We start from the raw sequence: 18527 nt of genomic DNA on the forward strand, positions 1-18527 counted from the left end.
CTGTGACTGTATATAAATCAACATAACTATTGGACAATAGTTAAATCAAACATGAATCTGCCTCAACTGAGCGATCGCTTCCTGTGACTGTATATAAATCAACATAACTATTGGACAATAGTTAAATTAAACATTAATCTGCCTCAACTGAGCGATATAGCTACCGCTAGGCTCCGCCAACGCTTGAGTAAGGGACTAGCAAAAAAATAGCTTACCAGATCGTCTTTTGTGCAACAAAGCCATTATTAATCAGGACTTACGCAAGGACACTATATATAGCGCATAGTAAATAGAGCGATCACTTAAAAAAATGTAGCGATCGCCTCAAGATTTTTGCTATTCATTCAAGAGTAACAAAAATACCTATAAAATCAAAATAGCTCTGAACTTTATTGTGGGCTTTTCCAGCTCTTGTATCAGATAATCACCAGAGTAATTCATGCTTGAGTTGGTAAATAGTTTTTCCTATTTTTACTGCTAATCTTTTCAAAAAATTCCAGACTAATATAGCACAGGCTATATGATTTTTCTGAATTTTTCTGAGACGACATTGACAGAATTCGCTTGCGTGTTAATTGTTTAATTCTGGCGTTAAATTCTTCAATTTTCCATCTGGTTTGAGATTCAAACTCTACTGCATCTACTGAAGCTTGACATAAGTCATTAGTTGCAATATATTCTGTCCTATTGGTAGAAATATTTGCCCGTATGGAGCTTGACTTTTTTATCTCTTGGGAAACCTTTAATTTTAATTATTTTACCTGATATTTTTTCTGAGGAGTTCCAACTTAATTCTCCAAGATTTTTATATTTTTCTATACCACCAGTATCATCTACGCGCGCGGTTTGTTTTTAAGGGACAGTAAGAAATTTTTTCCATATTATCTATCAATCCCATTAATCTTTGTGTTGCATACCAACTATCCATTAACACCGTCAATGATGGTAATTTTTTCTGATTTACCACACATAAAATCATTTCTTCTACATGAGCGCTCCTCACGTTTTTTTTATCAGTATCTGGGTCATAAAGCGCGATAATCAAGAGTGCCAAAATTGTTCGATTTTTGGATGAAAATATATACAATTTACTATTCCTATACCACGTTGGCGTAGCCTGGCGTCAGCAAACTACTTGATGTTCATTGCCACGCTCTCTGTCGCCGAACCAATTCAATTTTATTACTATGTTTCTTGTTAAGGACTGTATCATCAAAGATTAAATAACATAAGTGTATTAGTTACAATTTCTTTTTTAACATTTCGACCTAATTCCTGATTATCAAAGTTTTCGATTTTCAAATAACGATTGATCTTGTCATGGCTAACATTTTCTAAGTGATTTGCTACAGAGCGTGATAGTATAATTTGTATGAGAGTTAAGTAGATACTGACAATAATCAATATAGTTAAAATTCCAGAGTGTTAGCTCGCTCTTAACAATCATATTATTCTACAATAATCAGGGTATTTGAGCAAAATTCATTTACAATTAGCCATATATTATAGAGCTAAAATCAATTATATGAGCGTATCTTTGTGTTAGTTATGATAATTTTGTTGTTCAGGCGATCGCTTAAAAAATCATAGCGTTAGCGAAGCTTTGCGTCAGCAATCGCTCTATTTGACATACGCTATATATAGTGTCCTTGCGTAAGTCCTGTTAATTATTAATTGTTGAACCAATGTCTTAACTATAGTGGCGACTGCTATAGCATAGAAGTCAGTCCTCATCCCTCAGTCCTGGTGAAGTCAGGAAATTCAGAAATAGAATAGGGGAAAAAAGTAGAAAAATGATCCCATCTCCTCATCTCCGTATCTTTAACTATACAAATTGCTTCTATCTGGACTTTTTCTTTTTTGCAACACAAAGGTTTTGAGAGCAATCTTACAGATTCAAGAAAAATTAATGATTATGATAAAATTATGATAAAATTATGATAAAATTATGAAATGAATATACTTTATTTCTCGAATGGTAAACTTTTTTTGGACGCGAAGCACTATTCTCCTCTCTAGTATAATCTTAGGAGTTTGGTTGACTGCTTGTGGTGGAACTGAAGGAACTTCAAACTCTGCTACTCCAGATAATACTCAAACAACGGAAGTTGATTCTAATCAAACTGCCAATACTGAGGGCAAAAAGAAAGTTTTGACTACTTTTACTGTCTTAGCAGATATGGCTCAAAATGTGGCAGGAGATAAGCTTGTAGTGGAATCAATTACCCGCATTGGTGCAGAAATTCACGGCTACGAACCTACTCCCAGCGACTTAGTTAAAGCTCAAAATGCCGACCTACTTCTTTATAATGGTATGAATCTTGAGCGTTGGTTCGAGCAATTTTTAGGGAATTTAGAAGATGTTCCTGCGGTAATACTAACAGAAGGAATTGAACCTATTCAGATTGCGGAAGGACTCTATACCGATAAACCCAATCCTCATACCTGGATGTCACCCAAAAATGCTTTAATCTATGTAGAGAATATTCGTAAAGCTTTTGTGGAACTAGACCCAGAGAACGCCGAAACTTACAACGCTAATGCAGCAACCTACAGTGAAAAGCTAAAAGAAATTGACCAACAGCTCAGGAATGATTTAGCTAAAGTACCTGAAAATCAACGCATTTTAGTCACTTGTGAAGGAGCATTCTCTTATTTGACCCGTGATTACGATATGAAAGAAATTTATATATGGCCGATCAATGCAGAACAACAGTTTACTCCTAAACAGATGCAATCTGTAATTGAGGAAGTGAAAGCGAATGATGTGCCGACTATTTTTTGTGAAAGCACCGTCAGTAGTGAAGGGCAAAAGCAAGTAGCCAAAACAACAGGAGCACGGTTTGGGGGCAACCTCTATGTGGATTCACTATCTACTGAAGAAGGACCAGTTCCTACCTTTTTAGACTTGCTTGAATATGATGTCCGCACTATTACTAATGGTTTACTAGCTGGTAGTAAAACTCAGGAATAATTAGGGTTTGCGCTTCACTAGTCTTTTAGTAGGGGTAGGAGACAGGAGACAGGAGACAACCCACCCCTAACCCCTCCCAGGAGGGGATAAATGGGAATTAAGAGGAGGTAGAAGTAAGAATTGTAAGAATGATTTTTCTTCCCAACTATGAGCCTAAAATACTCTCCTTTTTGAGAATGAAGAGCTGATTCCCAGGCATTTTTTCAACCTCAAACAGCTAATTTTTTTATCTATCAATGGTTTTAGCTTTAATCAGCAATCCCTAATTAATTAAGTGAAGAAGGAAGATGGAACAAGTGGATGGGCACTCAAACCCCAACAAGCTTGTAAACACCCTGTAGACGACGGGATATTAAACCCAAAAAAAAAGATAATAAGTAAATTAACTAGACAGTGGAAAGTTTTTGAAATAACTATTGCTAGCTAAGGATTTCAGCCATCTCAAGATTAGAAACTATCTATTGAGAACTGTCGGTGCTATAAGCCTTTCCCAGTAGTACTTTTATCCTTGCAAGTAAATCATTTTTGAGGATAACTTTAGTACTCTCCAGTAAATTAACTGAAAGTTTAAAAATTATGCAAACAACAACTCAACTTCTAGACATTGCAGTCAACAACCTTAGCGTTACCTACAGTAATGCACGGTTAGCTCTTTACAATGTCACCTGTACAGTAGAACCTGGTACAATTACAGCCTTAGTCGGACCAAATGGCTCTGGGAAATCTACTTTATTCAAATCCATTATGGGATTTTTACAACCAAGTCAAGGGCAAATTCGGATCGGTGGTTTGCCCGTGCAAAAGGCGCAAAAACGTCAGTTGATGGCTTATGTACCTCAGTCAGACGAAGTAGATTGGAATTTTCCTGTGAGCGTGTTTGATGTCGTAATGATGGGTCGTTACGGATATATGAACCTATTGCGGATCGAGAGTCATAAAGACCGTCGTTTAGTGATGGAAAGTTTAGAAAGAGTGGGGATGATTGATTTTCGCGATCGACAAATTGGCGAACTTTCAGGAGGACAGAAAAAACGAGCATTTCTAGCACGAGCGTTAGCTCAAGAAGGTAAGGTGATTTTGTTAGATGAACCTTTTACTGGGGTAGATGTGAAAACAGAAAAGCGAATTATCGATCTACTGATGCAACTACGTCAAGAAGGTCATACTATCCTAGTGTCTACTCACGATTTAGCATCAATTTATACTTTTTGCGACCGCACTATTCTGCTCAACCGTACTATTTTTGCTTCAGGAAAAACAGAAGATATTTTAACTGAAGAAAATTTATCTGTAACTTTCGGTGGTTTACCGATCAATAGTCTGCGTCAAAATTTTTCCCAAAAAACCAGTCAGTTTTCTCAAGAACAAGCTATTGAAGAAGGAGTCAGGAGTCAGGAGTCAGGAGTCAGGAGGGAAAATTGAAAATTGCTTAAGGACACGGAGATAGGGAGAGAGGGAGACGCAGAGAATGGGATGTCACCGACACACCACGTCCGATGTGTCTCCGTTTCCTCATGGGGAGATAGGGAAAGATTTGCTAATGGCGCTCAGATAGAGCATTTTTTTATAGTTAGGACTTACGCAGATATGCTATATATAGCGCTCACAACTATTGGACAATAGTTAATGGACTCTATAAATAGTGCCTTTGCGTAAGTCCTGATAGTGAATTAAACGGATTTGACATGAATAATTTGATTGCTGCTATTCCTGTTGTAGATTGGTTGCTCGAACCTTTACAGTATGGATTTTTAATTCGAGCTATCTTGGTCAGTGCTTTTGTAGGTTTAGTCTGTGCGGTGCTTTCTTGTTATATTACCCTCAAGGGATGGTCGTTGATGGGGGATGCGGTTTCCCATTCCGTAGTACCAGGAGTGGTAGTTGCATACGCTCTCAATATTCCTTTTGCGGTGGGAGCGTTTGTGTTTGGTTTTGGTTCAATTGTTGCTATTGGTTATATCAAATCAAACACCCGTCTCAAGGAAGATGCGGTTATCGGGGTGATTTTTACGGGTTTTTTTGCCTTTGGTATTGTACTGCAGACTAAGATACCCAGTTCAATTGATCTATTTCATATCTTATTTGGGAATGTTCTGGGAATTTCTGACGGAGATATTGTTCAGACTGTGATTGCAGGTACTATTACTCTGGCAGTGATTTTGCTGCGACGTAGAGATTTATTGCTATTTTGTTTTGATTCTAATCATGCTAAGGCAATTGGTCTGAATACGCAATTTATGTACTATACCCTACTTTCTGTATTAGCTCTAACTATCGTAACTGCCTTACAAACTGTGGGGATTATTTTAGTTATTGCCATGTTAGTCACACCAGGTTCAATTGCCTACTTATTGAGCGATCGCTTCGACCGGATGTTAATTATTTCTGTTATCAGCAGTGTGTTTTCTTGTGTGATGGGAACATATCTCAGCTATCATCTGGATATATCAACTGGCGGTGCTATTGTGGTGCTTTTGACCTTCTTATTTTTAGTGACAATAGTATTTGCGCCCAAGTATGGGATTTTGGTTCAAAATTGGAGACGGAACTCTCAAACAGTTTTGAATGAAGCGGAAGGTACAGATAATTTTTAGAGACTTGAATGTAGCTTTACTATTAGACATCTCGAAAATTCTTGTAATATCAATTTGATAAATATTTCAATGATATAAAAGCTATTCATTCTGACTCCTGACTCCTGAATCCCAAGCAATAACCTAGCTACTAGCTATTTGTAGTAAAAATTTATAAAATTGGTATAATAGGTAGGTAAATAGTTTGACCACAGATGTGAATAGAATTTAACAGCTTGTTAATTCTATCAGCAAAGTCCCATAACCGTACGAAAAAAACTGTAGAAAATCGTGACAGCTTTTATCTTGATATTGGATTAACCAATACTGGCTGTACGGCACAGCTCACTATTCCCTCGGCTGTAAATGCCTCTGGGAATTTCTTTAGTTATTAGCTATTTAATATTACAACACTTTTGTAAATTTTACAACTATTTTCTACGGTTTAAGTTTAACAGTTAATCACCCCTATAAAAACAAAATCAAAATGAGTAGCCCTGTATACGAAATATTTGAAGATGTTGAAGATAGAGCAAAACTTCTAGCTAAATCTTGGGATAACTTCTACATGGAAATATCTCAGCATTTGCCTGATACATATCAGCCTGAGATGATAAAACTCTCTAATAATTTAGAGAAAGCACTAGAAAACCTGCTTGGAGAACTTCGTAATCCGACACTCACTATTGCAACAACTGGAACTACCAGCAGTGGTAAAAGCACACTTGTGAATTTGTTATGTGGAGCTGAGATTGTTCCTATGGCAGTAAGTGAAATGAGTGCTGGAGTAGTTACTATTGAATATAGCGATCAAATATCTTTAGTAATCCATGAAACACCAGGAGCTACCTGGGAGTGTGGAGAATGGCAAGGTATTAGTGAAGAAGAAATTTCTGAACGCTTATATCAAGTAATGATAAGTTACATCGATCGAAGAGAAGGAAACCCCAACTTAGCTTGCCCACAATCTGCAATTAGTTATCCCTTCAAATTCTTAAAAGAGTCTGATATTGAACTTCCTAGAGGTACTAAGATACGGATAATGGATCTGCCTGGTTTAGCCTATGTAGGTGATGAAGGGAATGCAAGTGTGATTAGACAGTGCCGTGAAGCTTTATGTATTGTTACATACAACAGTGCGGAAACAGATCGGCAAAAAGTTAGTAATTTATTACAGGAAGTCGTCACACAGGTTAAAGATTTAGGAGGGTCTCCTGCACGGATGCTTTTTGTTCTTAATAAAATTGATGTTTTCAGAACTGATAAAAATTGGCCAGAAACAGAAAATCGTTTTGTTAAAAATACTATCGATAGTATAAAAAATGAGTTAATTGACCGACTGAAGGAATATACAGAAGAAATTGAGAATTTACAGGTCGTAAAACTTAGTACATGGCCTGCTCTTCTAGCTCTCCAGATACAAAGTGAACATGATGAATTGAGTTTTCAAGCTTCAAAAAAAGCGGACAATCACTTCAATGGAATGGTTGAAGATATACTAGAAGACCTGCCTCGTAAAACACAAAACTGGTCTAGACACGATCGGAAACGGGTTGCTGACGCTTTACGGCAAAAGTCTTATGCAGGTGAATTTTTCGACAACTTGAATAATCATATTACTCAGCATTTTCCGCAATTGGTGATACCACAAGTGGTAGAACGCTTTAATGTCGCTGCGGGAAACGCTGTAGCAGAGTGGGCGAAACAAACAACAACTGCTATTCTTAATAGTTCAGAGGATCGTTATCAGCAAGAATGCGAAGAGATAGAACACATTAGAGGAGCCATTGAACATTTCCTGGAAATTCACGATCGCAATTTAAGAGAACCTTTTGAAGAAATAGGTAAAAAAATTCAACAACTTTTAGAGCAACAGCCTGAAGATGAAAATGATCCTATTGTGTCTATAGAAAACACAATCATAAAACTTAAGTATGTCGAACCCTATGACTCACTAGGAGAAAAGTTATATCCACTCTATGGATGGATAAGAGAATTGAGACAAGGAATAAGCCAAGTTTTGGAAGCAGTTGCAGAGTCTCTGGAAAAAGGAAAAGTAAATCTAGAGAGTACAAATTTAAAAAAAGCAAATTACTTAAAAGTAAACTTACTTGAAAGAAAATTAAATAGACTTGTGGATTTAGGCTATACTGCTTCTGTTGCCAAAAATGGTAAAAATATGGAGGCAAGAACTGAGAATGAAAAAAAAGAACTTAAACAACTGAATGAAGAATTAAACGAGTTAGCCATTCATTTGAATCTTGTGCTTGAGGATGTAGTCAATCAAATTTCAAATCAAGAATTAAATAGAATGCATCAAGCGGTTGAAGAGCTTTTTAGTTTTCACTTATCTTATCTGGAAAAAGGTTCAAATGACATTGCACCAAACATAGCTATTAAGTTTCCAGATTCTCAAGTCAGTAAAGTTGATAGGCAGCTCAAATTTAACTTCAAGTTTAAAGCAGGATTTCCCATTACAAAAGGCACTTGGGAAGAGAGTGTACAAAAAGCTGTTCAGAAGAGAGTTTGGTGGAAGTTATGGTTGGGGACATCAACATTTTATGAAATGGAATATGAAATACGCTCTAGCGATAACGCTGAGATACCTAGTGTGGAAAAGTTGTTAGAGGGTTGGGTACTTCAATCTAAACAAGCAGAAGTGGAAAATGTTAAGCAAATAGCACATTGGTTGCTAGAGCAAATTGACTGTCTTAAAAAAAATGTAAGCCAGGTTCAGAGTGATATTATCGATCGTTATCAGTCAAGGCTCGATCGAGCTCGCCAAGAAGTCACGATAGATTATGAAAAAGAAAAAAATATTTGGGAACCTATGGCACAAAAAGCTCAACAACTTACGGAAGAATTCTCTAGCTTGGCAAAAATCTTAAGTAAGGAGTCTTAGGTTGTGGTAGAAGGGGAAGATAAAGATATATTTGAGCAAGTTTTAAAGGAAGTACATCCTCATGTGCAAGGGCAAAAACGAGGTGTCCTATATACGGTAATTACGATAATACATAGAGAGGACAAAGAAAAGACTCAGACAATATGCAGATGTCTGGGTATAAATGAAAATGATCATAAAAAGCAAGACTTAAAAAAACTTGACAAAATTTTAATAGAAAAGATAGAAAACTATCATCCAATTGTTAGCAAAAATAAAGGTTTCAGACAACAGTTAGGTGATAATGTAAAAAAAATGAAAGCCAAAATAGGAATAAAAACAGGAGATAATGAAATGATAGAAACTAAATGGATTATCATAGGGGCTTCTATGTTAGTTGGAGTTGGGGTTTGTATTAAATATCTTGACGATGTTAAACAAGAAAAACAAGGACGAGAAAGGCGTTTAGCTCAAAGCGAAAGGCAACAACAGTATTCTCCTCCTCCTCCTCCAATCCCGGCTTCGTTATGTCTCGTTGTTCCAGCGAGGATAGCCAGCACTCTGGAAACCAACTCTGGGCTATTAAATGCCAGTTTTGTCGCAGATATCTTAGAAGATACTGTATACTTTTTATCTACAACACCTAAAAAAGCAAACTCATCTGAGCAATACTTAAAACTCACAGATGAAGAGATTTTACCTGATAGTCAACGAGAAGTTTATATCAGGATTAATGTCAGTGAAGGAGGCCGAAATCTTATTGATAAAACAACTCGTTATGGGTTGAAGAGCAATTTACCAGATAATGCAAAGTTTACCTTAGAAAAACTGGCTTGTCTCAAAGATTTATCTGGGTTAGAAAAATTTAATCGTGTTTAAGGCATAAAAAATGGATTGGAAAACTGCTTCGTCATATTATGAAACTCGTTTGGATGACGCATTAAATGTTCTGCGATACGCAATTGATTTAGCTCGTCTTCCCCAAGCTGGAGTTCCAGCTCACCTGAAAGATACTTTATTAGAAGAAGAAAAACCCGCTCGTCGTCAGCTTGAACGTTTGAAGAAACGAGAATTTAGGATTGCTGTTGTTGGTTTGGAGAAGGCGGGAAAAAGTACATTTGTTAATGGGTGGTTAGATTGTGATTTATTACCTGCAAAAAAAGCTCGTTGTACATTTACAACCACACAAATTTATTCCGTTGAACAAGATTCTCAGCAGAGGCTAGAAGTTCAACCCAAAACAGAGGAACAATTCGATCAGCTTTTGAATGAACTAGAGTTAGAATCCCAAAGTAATTCTAAACATAGTGATGGAGCTAAACGAGATTTAGAGACAATCCGACAATATGAAGATACATTGAGACAAGTTCGTTACGAAGGTCGGCAAAATGTTCCATTTACTCGCCTGGAAGATATTCACCAACCTCTGAACAAATATGTTGCTGATGAGCAATATGCTCATGCGGTATTAGAAGCCAGACTATATACTAATAAGCTGGCACAAGCTGAAGGGGTTGTTTTCTATGATGTGCCTGGATTAGACTCAGGTTTAGCCAAGCATATAGATGAATCTAGAGAAATGCTCTCAGATTGTGATGCTGTAATTGTGGTGCAGCAATTTTCTAATATTCGGGGTGCAGAACTTCAAATTGTAGAGTTTACTGAGCAAGGTGATAAAAATGTCAAAGTAGCAGATAAACTTTTTGTTTTCTTGAGTCAGATCGATCGCTTTAAGACTCCAGAAGATTTGCAAGAACACCTTAAAGAAGCATCAGAAGATTGGTATCGACGAGCAAAGTTACCCCCGGAGCGAATTGTTCATGGTTCTGCTGGAGCTTATTTAGTTTTGAATGGTAGGGCAAATGAACAAACATCTAAAGCAGTTGGCGATTCAAAATCCATTTTAAGTCACTTGAAGTATTTGACTGCTATCGAAGATGAAGAAATCTTACCACAAAAAGCGACTGGTATTGAGGAAATTAAAGGGCGAATTAATGATTATATTAATAATGAGCGAGTTACAGTTTTAGAGAAACGTTGCAATGCTATTATTAAAACGATATTAACAACATCGAAAGAAATTTTTGAGGTCGTTAGTAAGCGTTATCCAGAAAATCCAGACGAAGCTAAACGACGAGAAGAAAATCAGCGTCGTATTGAATTTTCTGAGTGGTGGGAGAAAAAGTGGGCGGAGATTCAAGGAGATTTTACAAAATATTATAGTAAAAATATTCGTAAGCTGACTATAGATGAAGGGGTAGAATATTCTTCAGATATAGTCAAACAATTTCGCGCCCGGTATCTCCAAGATATTGATACAAAGATGAAAGAGTTGGAATCAAAGACCAGCAAACGAAAAGAAGAAATTTTTGAGCAAACAACTCGCAAGGAATTTGATCCAAAACGAACCGACTATGAATGGCGTGAAGAACTTGATGGCGATATTAGCACTCTTTTATTAGATATTGCTCATCAACTTGCCCTTGAAATCAAAGAGGAGGCTTTAAAGTTAGTCAAATATCTAACTACTTTACTTTGGGAAAGTCCAGAAGTGAAAGCACGACTGATTGGTAATACAGAACAATTTGTAGAAGTATTAAGTCATAGTTTGACTGCGTTATTTCTTCGCTTTGCACGTCCAGTAGCAGACTCTTTAATTCCTGGACCTTTAGATAGTGAAACTCGTAAGCGTATTGTCAAAAGACTGGGAGTAGATATAGAAATAGTTGATAATTATTATAGTGGGGAGGAGAAGGCTTTCAGCGTGCTAAAGCGATATGTAAATCGGGGTTCCAAGTTGCTCTATAATTCAAATATACGCTATGAAATACTAGGTGTTCGTGAAGTTTCTGAGGATGTGCCACAACCACCTAATAATTCCGCAGAAGAAGTAATCTTAGAAATTGAAACAGATATTAAAGCTCTTGGAACCTATTTACGGTCAGCTATTTTTGACGCAGCGGGTTTTGAGCAGTTTTGTCTACAAGAACTTGATGACCTGCGCGATCGCTTTATCCGATATGAAGCCGTTTGGCGAGGAGTTGCCCAGAATGAATGGTTAGAAGAAAATCCCTTACTTATGGCTGAAATACCCGATAATTTAAAGGCTTATGAAGTCAATTTAGAAGTTAGCGATCGCTTACGTCAGTTATCTACTGCTTTGAAAAACTTTGTCCTTTGAAGGAGTATATGTAACGGCTTGCAAATAAAAACGCTTCGGCCTGCAAACAAGGCAATTTTAAGCTCACATTAACTGTAGCTGCCAGTAATGTGGGTTTTTTTCAGAGCAGTAATAATCTGACTATTTGCTTGAGGAAATGTAAATTCCTCGATATTATCTAATATCACCCACTTAAACTCATCACATTCTATAGCTTTTGGTGTTCCCCGCAAATAGCGACAATGATAGACATGAAGTGTTACTTTTATTTCAGAATAACTATGTTCTATCGTAATTAAATGTTCTTCTACTGCAATCTCAATTCCTAACTCTTCTAAGATTTCTCTTTTAATACAATCTTCTATTGTTTCCCCTGCTTCTATTTTGCCACCTGGAAATTCCCATAAACCCCCAAACGCACCCCCAGGTCGTCGTTTATCAATTAAAATTTGTCCTGCTTCATTCCAGATGACAGCAACACCAATTAACTTATGAGGCAATATCATATTTCAATCTTTTCTATTTAAAACAAAAATCTCCTGGTTGATTAACCAAGAGGACGAGCGAGACTTAATTAATTAACCGTTGGTCAACCTTCATTATTACTGATTTGATTTCCTGGCAAGGATTTTTCAAAAGTCATTCTCTGTTCAGCATTTCTGAGAAAATAGCCACTGATCATTGCTGAAGCTAATAACTTGCCTAAATTTTCTCTACTGGTTGTTATACTGACATTAAACTGTTCTGAAGGCAGATTGCCTAAAAGTCCCACAATGTTTCTTTCCATCACTTGAAAAACTTCTTGAGAATTTGGTTTTGATAATTGAGAAACTGTGTCTGGACTCATAGATTGGACATATTCCCAGAGTAAATTATTTCCTTCTGAACTTTCTTCAAAAAACTCTCGCGTTTGATTTCTTCTATTTGTCACTTTACTAACTCCGTTTCAGAAACTTGATTTATATCGACAAGTCAAGTGTGGTTGATTAAATTAACCACATCATATATTGCGGTTGTTAATATCTTTACATCCTATAAACTAATGTAACAGCATAATTGTCACATCAGGGTAGGTATAACCGAACTTATAACTACAGGTATAGCAGAAGGCAGAAGGCAGAAGGCAGAGGGCAGAAGGCAGAAGGAAAAATCTTACCTGGTCTAAGTTTTATATTCTTGAGCTGTCCGCGCCCTTTTCTTAGACTGCTATATTGGTTGGGAGAAAATTCGATCTTTATTTTTATAAGCTCTATGAAAATGCAATTTTTTATTGTACATTTTGAACCCTTCAATGTCCATCGAACTCAAGTCCGATAGGAGCGGTGCGATAAAGTTCAGGTAAGGAAGAAGATCTAAAAGTAAAGAATAAGAATAAAGTAGATTTAAAAGTAAAAAATAAGAATAAATGTAGATATCCCAACTTTTGCACAAACAATACCAACGGACGTGATATTAGCGATAATTAGCGATAAATTGATTTAGAGTATGAAAACCCTCAAGCAGAGAAAAAGTATTTTATTTCCTCTGCCTTTTATTCTATATTATGTACAGGGTTAACAAGTGTTTTATCAAAATAATTGGATTTAAAACCAGACCTTTTAAGGCGAAATATTTTTGGAGCTTTGCTCAAATCCCCATTACCGAATAATTAATAGTCAAATAATTCTGGTTTAAAGCCTCCCCTTTTAAGGGGAAAAAAAATAATATTTCCTTATATTCAATCAAGAACGGTTTTAACTAGAGGTAATTATCCATTATCCATTATCAATTAATGAAAAAAATAACTTCTGACTTGTGACTTCTGACTTGTAAATTAGTTAAATTGTCCCGACGCTGCCCTTGAACGACAACGCGGGATTATTCGACCCGTAGAGGATTTACAGGTTATACAGAGGTGATGTCCTCCCTCTGTGTCCATTACTATTCCATTATCTGGCCCTCTCATACGGCGCTGAATCGAATATTATAGCAGGGGACTTTCCGCCAGAAAAGTTAACTAGCTAAATAATCATTCATATCTTGTTTTCTCTTACGAAGTTTACTAAGAGCTTCTCTTTCTATTTGTCTTACTCTTTCACGACTAATATTTAGGCGATCGCCAATTTTTGAGAGAGTCATACTTTGCCCATCCTCCAAGCCAAATCTTAAGGCCAAAACTTGCTTTTGTTGGGGAGTCAAGTCAGTCATAATTGATTCTAAATCAGTACGCATGGAAGATTGGAGAGCATAATCTTCTGGAGAAGCTCCCGTATCTTCAAGTAAGTCTCCCAACTCCGTATCTTGATTGTCCCCTACTCGTAGATCTAGTGAAAGAGGTAAGCGAGCGCGTTCCAAACATTCACGAATTTGTTTTGGAGTGAAACCTAGTTCTTCTGCTAGTTCATGGGTAGTGGCAGAACGTCCTAACTCTTGAGTTAGTTGGCGTTGGGCTTTTTTAATCTTATTCAGCTTTTCTGTAATGTGGATCGGCAAACGAATTGTACGACCTTTTTCTGCTATGGCCCTAGTTATGGCCTGGCGAATCCACCAATAAGCATAAGTGGAAAATCTATAACCCTTGGTAGGGTCAAACTTTTCTACCCCTCTCTGCATACCGATAGTGCCTTCCTGAATTAAGTCAAGCAAATCTACATTTCGTTTGATATACTTTTTAGCAACAGATACTACCAATCGTAGATTTGCCTCCACCATTTTTCGTTTGGCTCTTTCACCTTCGCGAATAATTCGCTGCAATTCATGACTCGATAAGTTTGTGGCCTCAGCCCACTCTGCTATTGTCGGTTTACGGCCTAAACTCTCAGCAAGGGTCTGATTTATTTCATGTAAAGCTGTAAAGCGTTGGACTTGTTTTCCATAAAGAATTTCTTCTTCGTGGGTTAATAAGGGTACACGGCCAATTTCTCTGAGGTAAGTGCGTACAGAATCGGTGTCTGAGGTTTTTGTCTTCATAACTCTTTTCCCGCTAGATATCTCTACTGGTAGGGTTTGAATTACCCTGCTTTGAGTTAGCAAGAAAAGCGGGCGGGTATTGTGCTTTCCTTGAATTTTTTTAAATAAATTTGTTTTATGGCCATTTATTAGTTAATTTGGCCGATAGAAATCCTAAGTTATGGATTTGAGATATGGTCAAAAAAATAAGCTATATTTTATCTTTTGACTCTAATTTGTAAGAATTTGTGGACAATAAAAGAAGTTTTACTATTTTTTGAGAATTTAGATTGTGTCTTAACTAAGGTTTAAGTACTTTAGTACAGAATCCAGATCGGATGGGACTAAAGTAGAGCCTTTTCGTTTCCTATATCTCTAAGATAATTACTATGGACTTTACACTACTCAATAGTATGTTAAGAATGTTAACATTTATTACGTATTATGGCTATACCTAAAGCATGGTTTTCCGGATGAGTAAGTTTAATTACCTAAATAAGTTGAATTAACTATAAGAGGTTACTCATAAATCCTTAAAAAAATTGCATCCTGTACAACAAAATCACAAAAACTTTGCAAAAATGCTTAACAAGGTCAAAAAAAGAGTATATAAAATATTTTTTTAACTTTTGACTTTTAATTTTAGACTTTTGACTGTCTTAAAGTGTGTCTTTAATTCTGTTTGCCTAGCATTTCCGCACCGAAAAGTTTCCTCAGAATTACGTACTTGTTTTTGGCTTCCGCGAAACGGTTGAGTGACTTAATATATGACTTATTGCCTTGGTATTATTACTGAATCTGGTATTGTAATGGCCTCTGACTCTCGTACTAATGCGGGAGTAGACTATATTTCCACTTACCTAAAGCTATTTGATTTTTCTGTGACTGGAGAGAGGGTTATCCTCATCAGCACTTCTGGAAATTTGTCAATTACTCAAGGAGTAATCACTGAACTAAAAAAAGACTTCAAGATTTCTGAGAATACTAATCTTCATACTATTCCTACCCTTTACGAAATTGCTCGCTACATTGGAGGTAAAATTCGAGAGATTCAAGAAAAAGACAGCTCTTGGCTACAAAAGGATCGAATTGACACAGGATGCAGTATTTTACTGGGGGGTCAAATTAAAGGACAAGACCCGGAATTATTTTTGATTTATTCTCAAGGGAATTGTATTTCTGCTACAAAAGAAACACCTTTTTTACAAATAGGTGAGACTAAGTATGGCAAACCAATTTTAGACCGTGCTTTAAGTTTTTCTACTTCTTTAGAAGCTGCTGCTAAATGTGCTTTAGTTTCTCTAGATTCGACAATGAAATCTAATCTTTCTGTGGGACCTCCGATTAATTTGGTGATGTATGAAAAGGATAGTTTTCAAATTCGGCATCGCCTGCAAATGCGTCTGGGCGATCCTTATTTAGCTAAAGTGCGAAAGTTATGGGAGGAGTCTATTAAGCAAGCTCTTGATGAGATGCCAGATTTAAACTGGTTACATGATTCTCAAGAATCTCAGGAAGATATTTTGATTGATTGAACAAAAGAAGGGAGTGGGGGAGTGGGGGAGTGAGGGAGCGGGGGAGTGGGGGAGTGGCTCACACGGATTATGGCACGGATACACGGATACGGAAGAGAGTGGGGGAGTGAGGGAGTAGGGACGTTGCATGCAACGTCCCTACAGAGAATTAATTAATGCGCTCCTAGCGTGATAATTATCACGCAAGGTGATTCTGTCTGTGTTAATTACTGAGCGATCGCGCAAGTAGAACAAAATTCTATCCCTCTAATGTAGCTTCACCGAAAAATTTTGGTAGTTACACCTCTTCTTTTAAAATGAATCTTAGACTAGAAAATTTTTTTCCAACTGTTCCCTATTTCCTGTTCCCTGTTCCCTGCTATACAATGTAACGGTTATTTTAGTTTTATTATAGAGTGTGATTGAACGTTTCTTCTTTTAAAATGAATCTTAGACTAGAAAATTTTTTTCCAACTGTTCCCTATTTCCTGTTCCCTGTTCCCTGCTATACAATGTAACGGTTGTTTTAGTTTTATTATAGAGTGTGATTGAACGTTACACCTTGCCCGAAATGGGTGAATTTTGGACTGAGAATGCCAAGCTAAAAACTTGGTTACAAGTAGAAATAGCTGTCTGTGAAGCTCAGGCAGAACTAGGTTATATACCTACTGAGGCTGTAGAAGAAATCAAGGCCAAGGCTAATTTTGACCCAAAGCGGGTTCTTGAAATTGAGGCAGAAGTCCGCCATGATGTGATTGCTTTCTTGACAAATGTGAATGAATATGTTGGTGATGTTGGGCGGTATATTCATTTAGGGTTGACAAGTTCTGATGTTTTGGATACTGCATTAGCATTACAGATGGTTGCGAGTCTGGATTTGTTATTATCATGTGTTGAAGAGTTGGGACAAGCAATTCGCTATCAGGCACAACAGCATCGGGAAACAGTAATGGTGGGTCGTTCCCATGGTATTCATGCGGAACCTATGACTTTTGGTTTTAAGTTGGCAGGATGGTTGGCAGAGGTTTGTCGGAACCGCCAGAGATTGGTAAAAATGCGGGATAATATTGCTGTGGGTAAGATTTCTGGAGCAGTGGGAACTTATGCAAATATTGACCCACGAGTTGAGGCGATCGCTTGCCAAAAACTGGGACTTCAACCGGATACTGCATCTACTCAAGTAATTTCACGCGATCGCCATGCTGAGTATGTGCAAACTTTAGCGTTGCTGACTGCTTCTATAGAACGTTTTGCGGTGGAAGTTCGTAACCTCCAACGTACGGATGTTTTAGAGGTTGAGGAATATTTTTCTAAGGGTCAAAAAGGCTCGAGTGCTATGCCTCACAAACGTAACCCCATTCGTTCGGAAAGGTTAACGGGAATGGCGAGAATTGTGCGGGGTCATGCTGTTGCCGCTTTGGAAAATGTTGCTCTCTGGCACGAACGGGATATTTCCCATAGTTCTGTTGAAAGAGTGATTTTGCCAGATTCTTGCATTTTAACTCATTTTATGCTCAAAGAAACTACTAATTTAGTCAAAAATTTGTTAGTTTACCCAGAAAACATGAAGCGAAATATGAATGTTTATGGAGGGGTAATTTTTAGTCAGCGAGTGCTTTTGGCTTTAGTAGAAAAAGGCATGATTCGAGAGGATGCTTATGAGATTGTTCAGTCTTGTGCCCATCAAGCTTGGAATCAACCTAATGGTAATTTTCAGGATTTGATTTGCAAGAATGAAGGAATTAAAAGTAAGTTATCTGAGGCAGAGATTGCAGCTTGTTTTGATCCGAAACATCATTTAAAACATTTGGATGATGTGTATCAAAGATTAGGTATTTGAAGTTTGATTTTGAGTATGTAGAGATTTTTTTTCCCTTGATAGTGACTTTTAAATGTTGAGCGTTCAAGAAAAAGACACCAAGAAAATACTTGGCTGTTTTGACAATTGAGGTTGAATTATTGAAGCTATAACTTACTTATTTATTCATGCCAAATTATAGCGTTGAATTTGGTTTAATTGTTTTTGAAACTGAATTGATCAGTAATTTCAATTAAGGATTTTGGTAGCTCCTAAACAGAAGTTTCTATAAGAAAAAATCTCAATTTGTAGTTCCGCTAACTGCACCCAATTAAAGTAAGACCGAGTTGAGCGGAACTATATCATTTGTTTTACATTATTGGCATGATTTAGAGAAAATTATTTTTGTACCTTGCCATCAGTCTTGTCAAAATCCCATAATAAACTCCTTAATTTTAATAATTTAATTTGGTTAATGGCGTAGGGTGCGTTACAATGCACCCCACAAATTTAAACGCTGCTTAGGCAAAATTAATTACGCATTGACATCCTCCCCGGCCTAAAGGCGCGGGGATTCCTACCGAGCCTTAGCTCCTCGGTGGGTTGACGTTTCACAGGCTGCTGCTACTTTTGCAGTAGTCTTACGCTTGCCTCCGCGTCCGTTTAATGTCTCGGACTGCCCGCCCGCGACTAATATAT

Annotated in this window: 12 protein-coding genes and 1 pseudogene; 9 read left to right on the forward strand and 4 right to left on the reverse strand. The window is 37.1% G+C overall.

What is annotated here, in order from left to right; genetic code table 11:
- Positions 1-363: 363 nt before the first annotated feature.
- A pseudogene (locus F6K15_RS21640) lies at positions 364-1447 on the reverse strand (IS701 family transposase).
- A gap of 528 nt (positions 1448-1975) precedes the next feature.
- Between F6K15_RS21640 and F6K15_RS21645 the strand changes: the two are divergent.
- The 7 genes from F6K15_RS21645 (at position 1976) to F6K15_RS21675 (ending at position 11609) form a co-directional block, all read left to right on the forward strand.
- Positions 1976-2974 (forward strand): metal ABC transporter substrate-binding protein, encoded by a 999-nt coding sequence (locus F6K15_RS21645; RefSeq protein ID WP_293064157.1) that lies wholly within the window; start codon positions 1976-1978, stop codon positions 2972-2974.
- Between the two features lie 274 nt (positions 2975-3248).
- Positions 3249-3401, forward strand: coding sequence for a hypothetical protein (locus tag F6K15_RS21650; protein ID WP_293064158.1), 153 nt, complete (start codon positions 3249-3251; stop codon positions 3399-3401).
- Between the two features lie 149 nt (positions 3402-3550).
- Positions 3551-4396 (forward strand): metal ABC transporter ATP-binding protein, encoded by an 846-nt coding sequence (locus F6K15_RS21655; RefSeq protein WP_293064159.1) that lies wholly within the window; start codon positions 3551-3553, stop codon positions 4394-4396.
- 263 nt (positions 4397-4659) lie between these two features.
- Positions 4660-5568 (forward strand): metal ABC transporter permease, encoded by a 909-nt coding sequence (locus tag F6K15_RS21660; protein WP_293064162.1) that lies wholly within the window; start codon positions 4660-4662, stop codon positions 5566-5568.
- Positions 5569-6034: 466 nt separating this feature from the next.
- Positions 6035-8449 carry a dynamin family protein gene (locus F6K15_RS21665; RefSeq protein ID WP_293064164.1) on the forward strand — a complete coding sequence of 805 codons (2415 nt, stop codon included), beginning with the start codon at positions 6035-6037 and terminating at the stop codon, positions 8447-8449.
- Between the two features lie 3 nt (positions 8450-8452).
- Entirely contained in the window at positions 8453-9307 is an 855-nt protein-coding gene (locus F6K15_RS21670; RefSeq protein ID WP_293064167.1) for a hypothetical protein, read from the forward strand.
- Positions 9308-9317: 10 nt separating this feature from the next.
- The gene (locus tag F6K15_RS21675; RefSeq protein WP_293064170.1) at positions 9318-11609 is read left to right on the forward strand and encodes a dynamin family protein; all 2292 of its coding nucleotides are present in this window, start codon (positions 9318-9320) and stop codon (positions 11607-11609) included.
- Positions 11610-11677: 68 nt separating this feature from the next.
- Here F6K15_RS21675 and mutT read toward each other — a convergent pair whose 3' ends face one another.
- The 3 genes from mutT to F6K15_RS21690 form a co-directional block, all read right to left on the reverse strand.
- Positions 11678-12094, reverse strand: a complete 417-nt coding sequence (gene mutT, locus F6K15_RS21680) for an 8-oxo-dGTP diphosphatase MutT (RefSeq protein ID WP_293064173.1) — start codon at positions 12092-12094, stop codon at positions 11678-11680.
- An 83-nt stretch (positions 12095-12177) separates the two neighbouring features.
- Positions 12178-12519 (reverse strand): DUF760 domain-containing protein, encoded by a 342-nt coding sequence (locus F6K15_RS21685; protein ID WP_202223936.1) that lies wholly within the window; start codon positions 12517-12519, stop codon positions 12178-12180.
- Between the two features lie 1061 nt (positions 12520-13580).
- On the reverse strand, positions 13581-14537 hold the full coding sequence (locus tag F6K15_RS21690; RefSeq protein ID WP_293064176.1) for an RNA polymerase sigma factor, RpoD/SigA family: 957 nt from the start codon (positions 14535-14537) through the stop codon (positions 13581-13583).
- A gap of 746 nt (positions 14538-15283) precedes the next feature.
- On the opposite strand from F6K15_RS21690, the gene F6K15_RS21695 reads away from it, so the two are divergent.
- Together F6K15_RS21695 and purB are read left to right on the forward strand one after the other, a co-directional pair.
- Positions 15284-16051 carry a proteasome-type protease gene (locus F6K15_RS21695; protein ID WP_293064179.1) on the forward strand — a complete coding sequence of 256 codons (768 nt, stop codon included), beginning with the start codon at positions 15284-15286 and terminating at the stop codon, positions 16049-16051.
- A 523-nt stretch (positions 16052-16574) separates the two neighbouring features.
- Positions 16575-17870 carry an adenylosuccinate lyase gene (gene purB / locus F6K15_RS21700; protein WP_293064181.1) on the forward strand — a complete coding sequence of 432 codons (1296 nt, stop codon included), beginning with the start codon at positions 16575-16577 and terminating at the stop codon, positions 17868-17870.
- Positions 17871-18527 lie beyond the last annotated feature (657 nt).

The organism is Okeania sp. SIO2B3, from assembly GCF_010672525.1.
GTDB lineage: Bacteria > Cyanobacteriota > Cyanobacteriia > Cyanobacteriales > Microcoleaceae > Okeania.

What these genes read in the sequence shown, in the direction of transcription:
- F6K15_RS21645 (WP_293064157.1), top strand. Translation starts at nt 1,976, where the DNA reads ATGGTAAACTTTTTTTGGACGCGAAGCACTATTCTCCTCTCTAGTATA.
- F6K15_RS21695 (WP_293064179.1), top strand. Translation starts at nt 15,284, where the DNA reads ATGACTTATTGCCTTGGTATTATTACTGAATCTGGTATTGTAATGGCC.
- F6K15_RS21665 (WP_293064164.1), top strand. Translation starts at nt 6,035, where the DNA reads ATGAGTAGCCCTGTATACGAAATATTTGAAGATGTTGAAGATAGAGCA.
- F6K15_RS21675 (WP_293064170.1), top strand. Translation starts at nt 9,318, where the DNA reads ATGGATTGGAAAACTGCTTCGTCATATTATGAAACTCGTTTGGATGAC.
- F6K15_RS21655 (WP_293064159.1), top strand. Translation starts at nt 3,551, where the DNA reads ATGCAAACAACAACTCAACTTCTAGACATTGCAGTCAACAACCTTAGC.
- mutT (WP_293064173.1), bottom strand. Translation starts at nt 12,094, where the DNA reads ATGATATTGCCTCATAAGTTAATTGGTGTTGCTGTCATCTGGAATGAA.
- F6K15_RS21690 (WP_293064176.1), bottom strand. Translation starts at nt 14,537, where the DNA reads ATGAAGACAAAAACCTCAGACACCGATTCTGTACGCACTTACCTCAGA.
- F6K15_RS21660 (WP_293064162.1), top strand. Translation starts at nt 4,660, where the DNA reads ATGAATAATTTGATTGCTGCTATTCCTGTTGTAGATTGGTTGCTCGAA.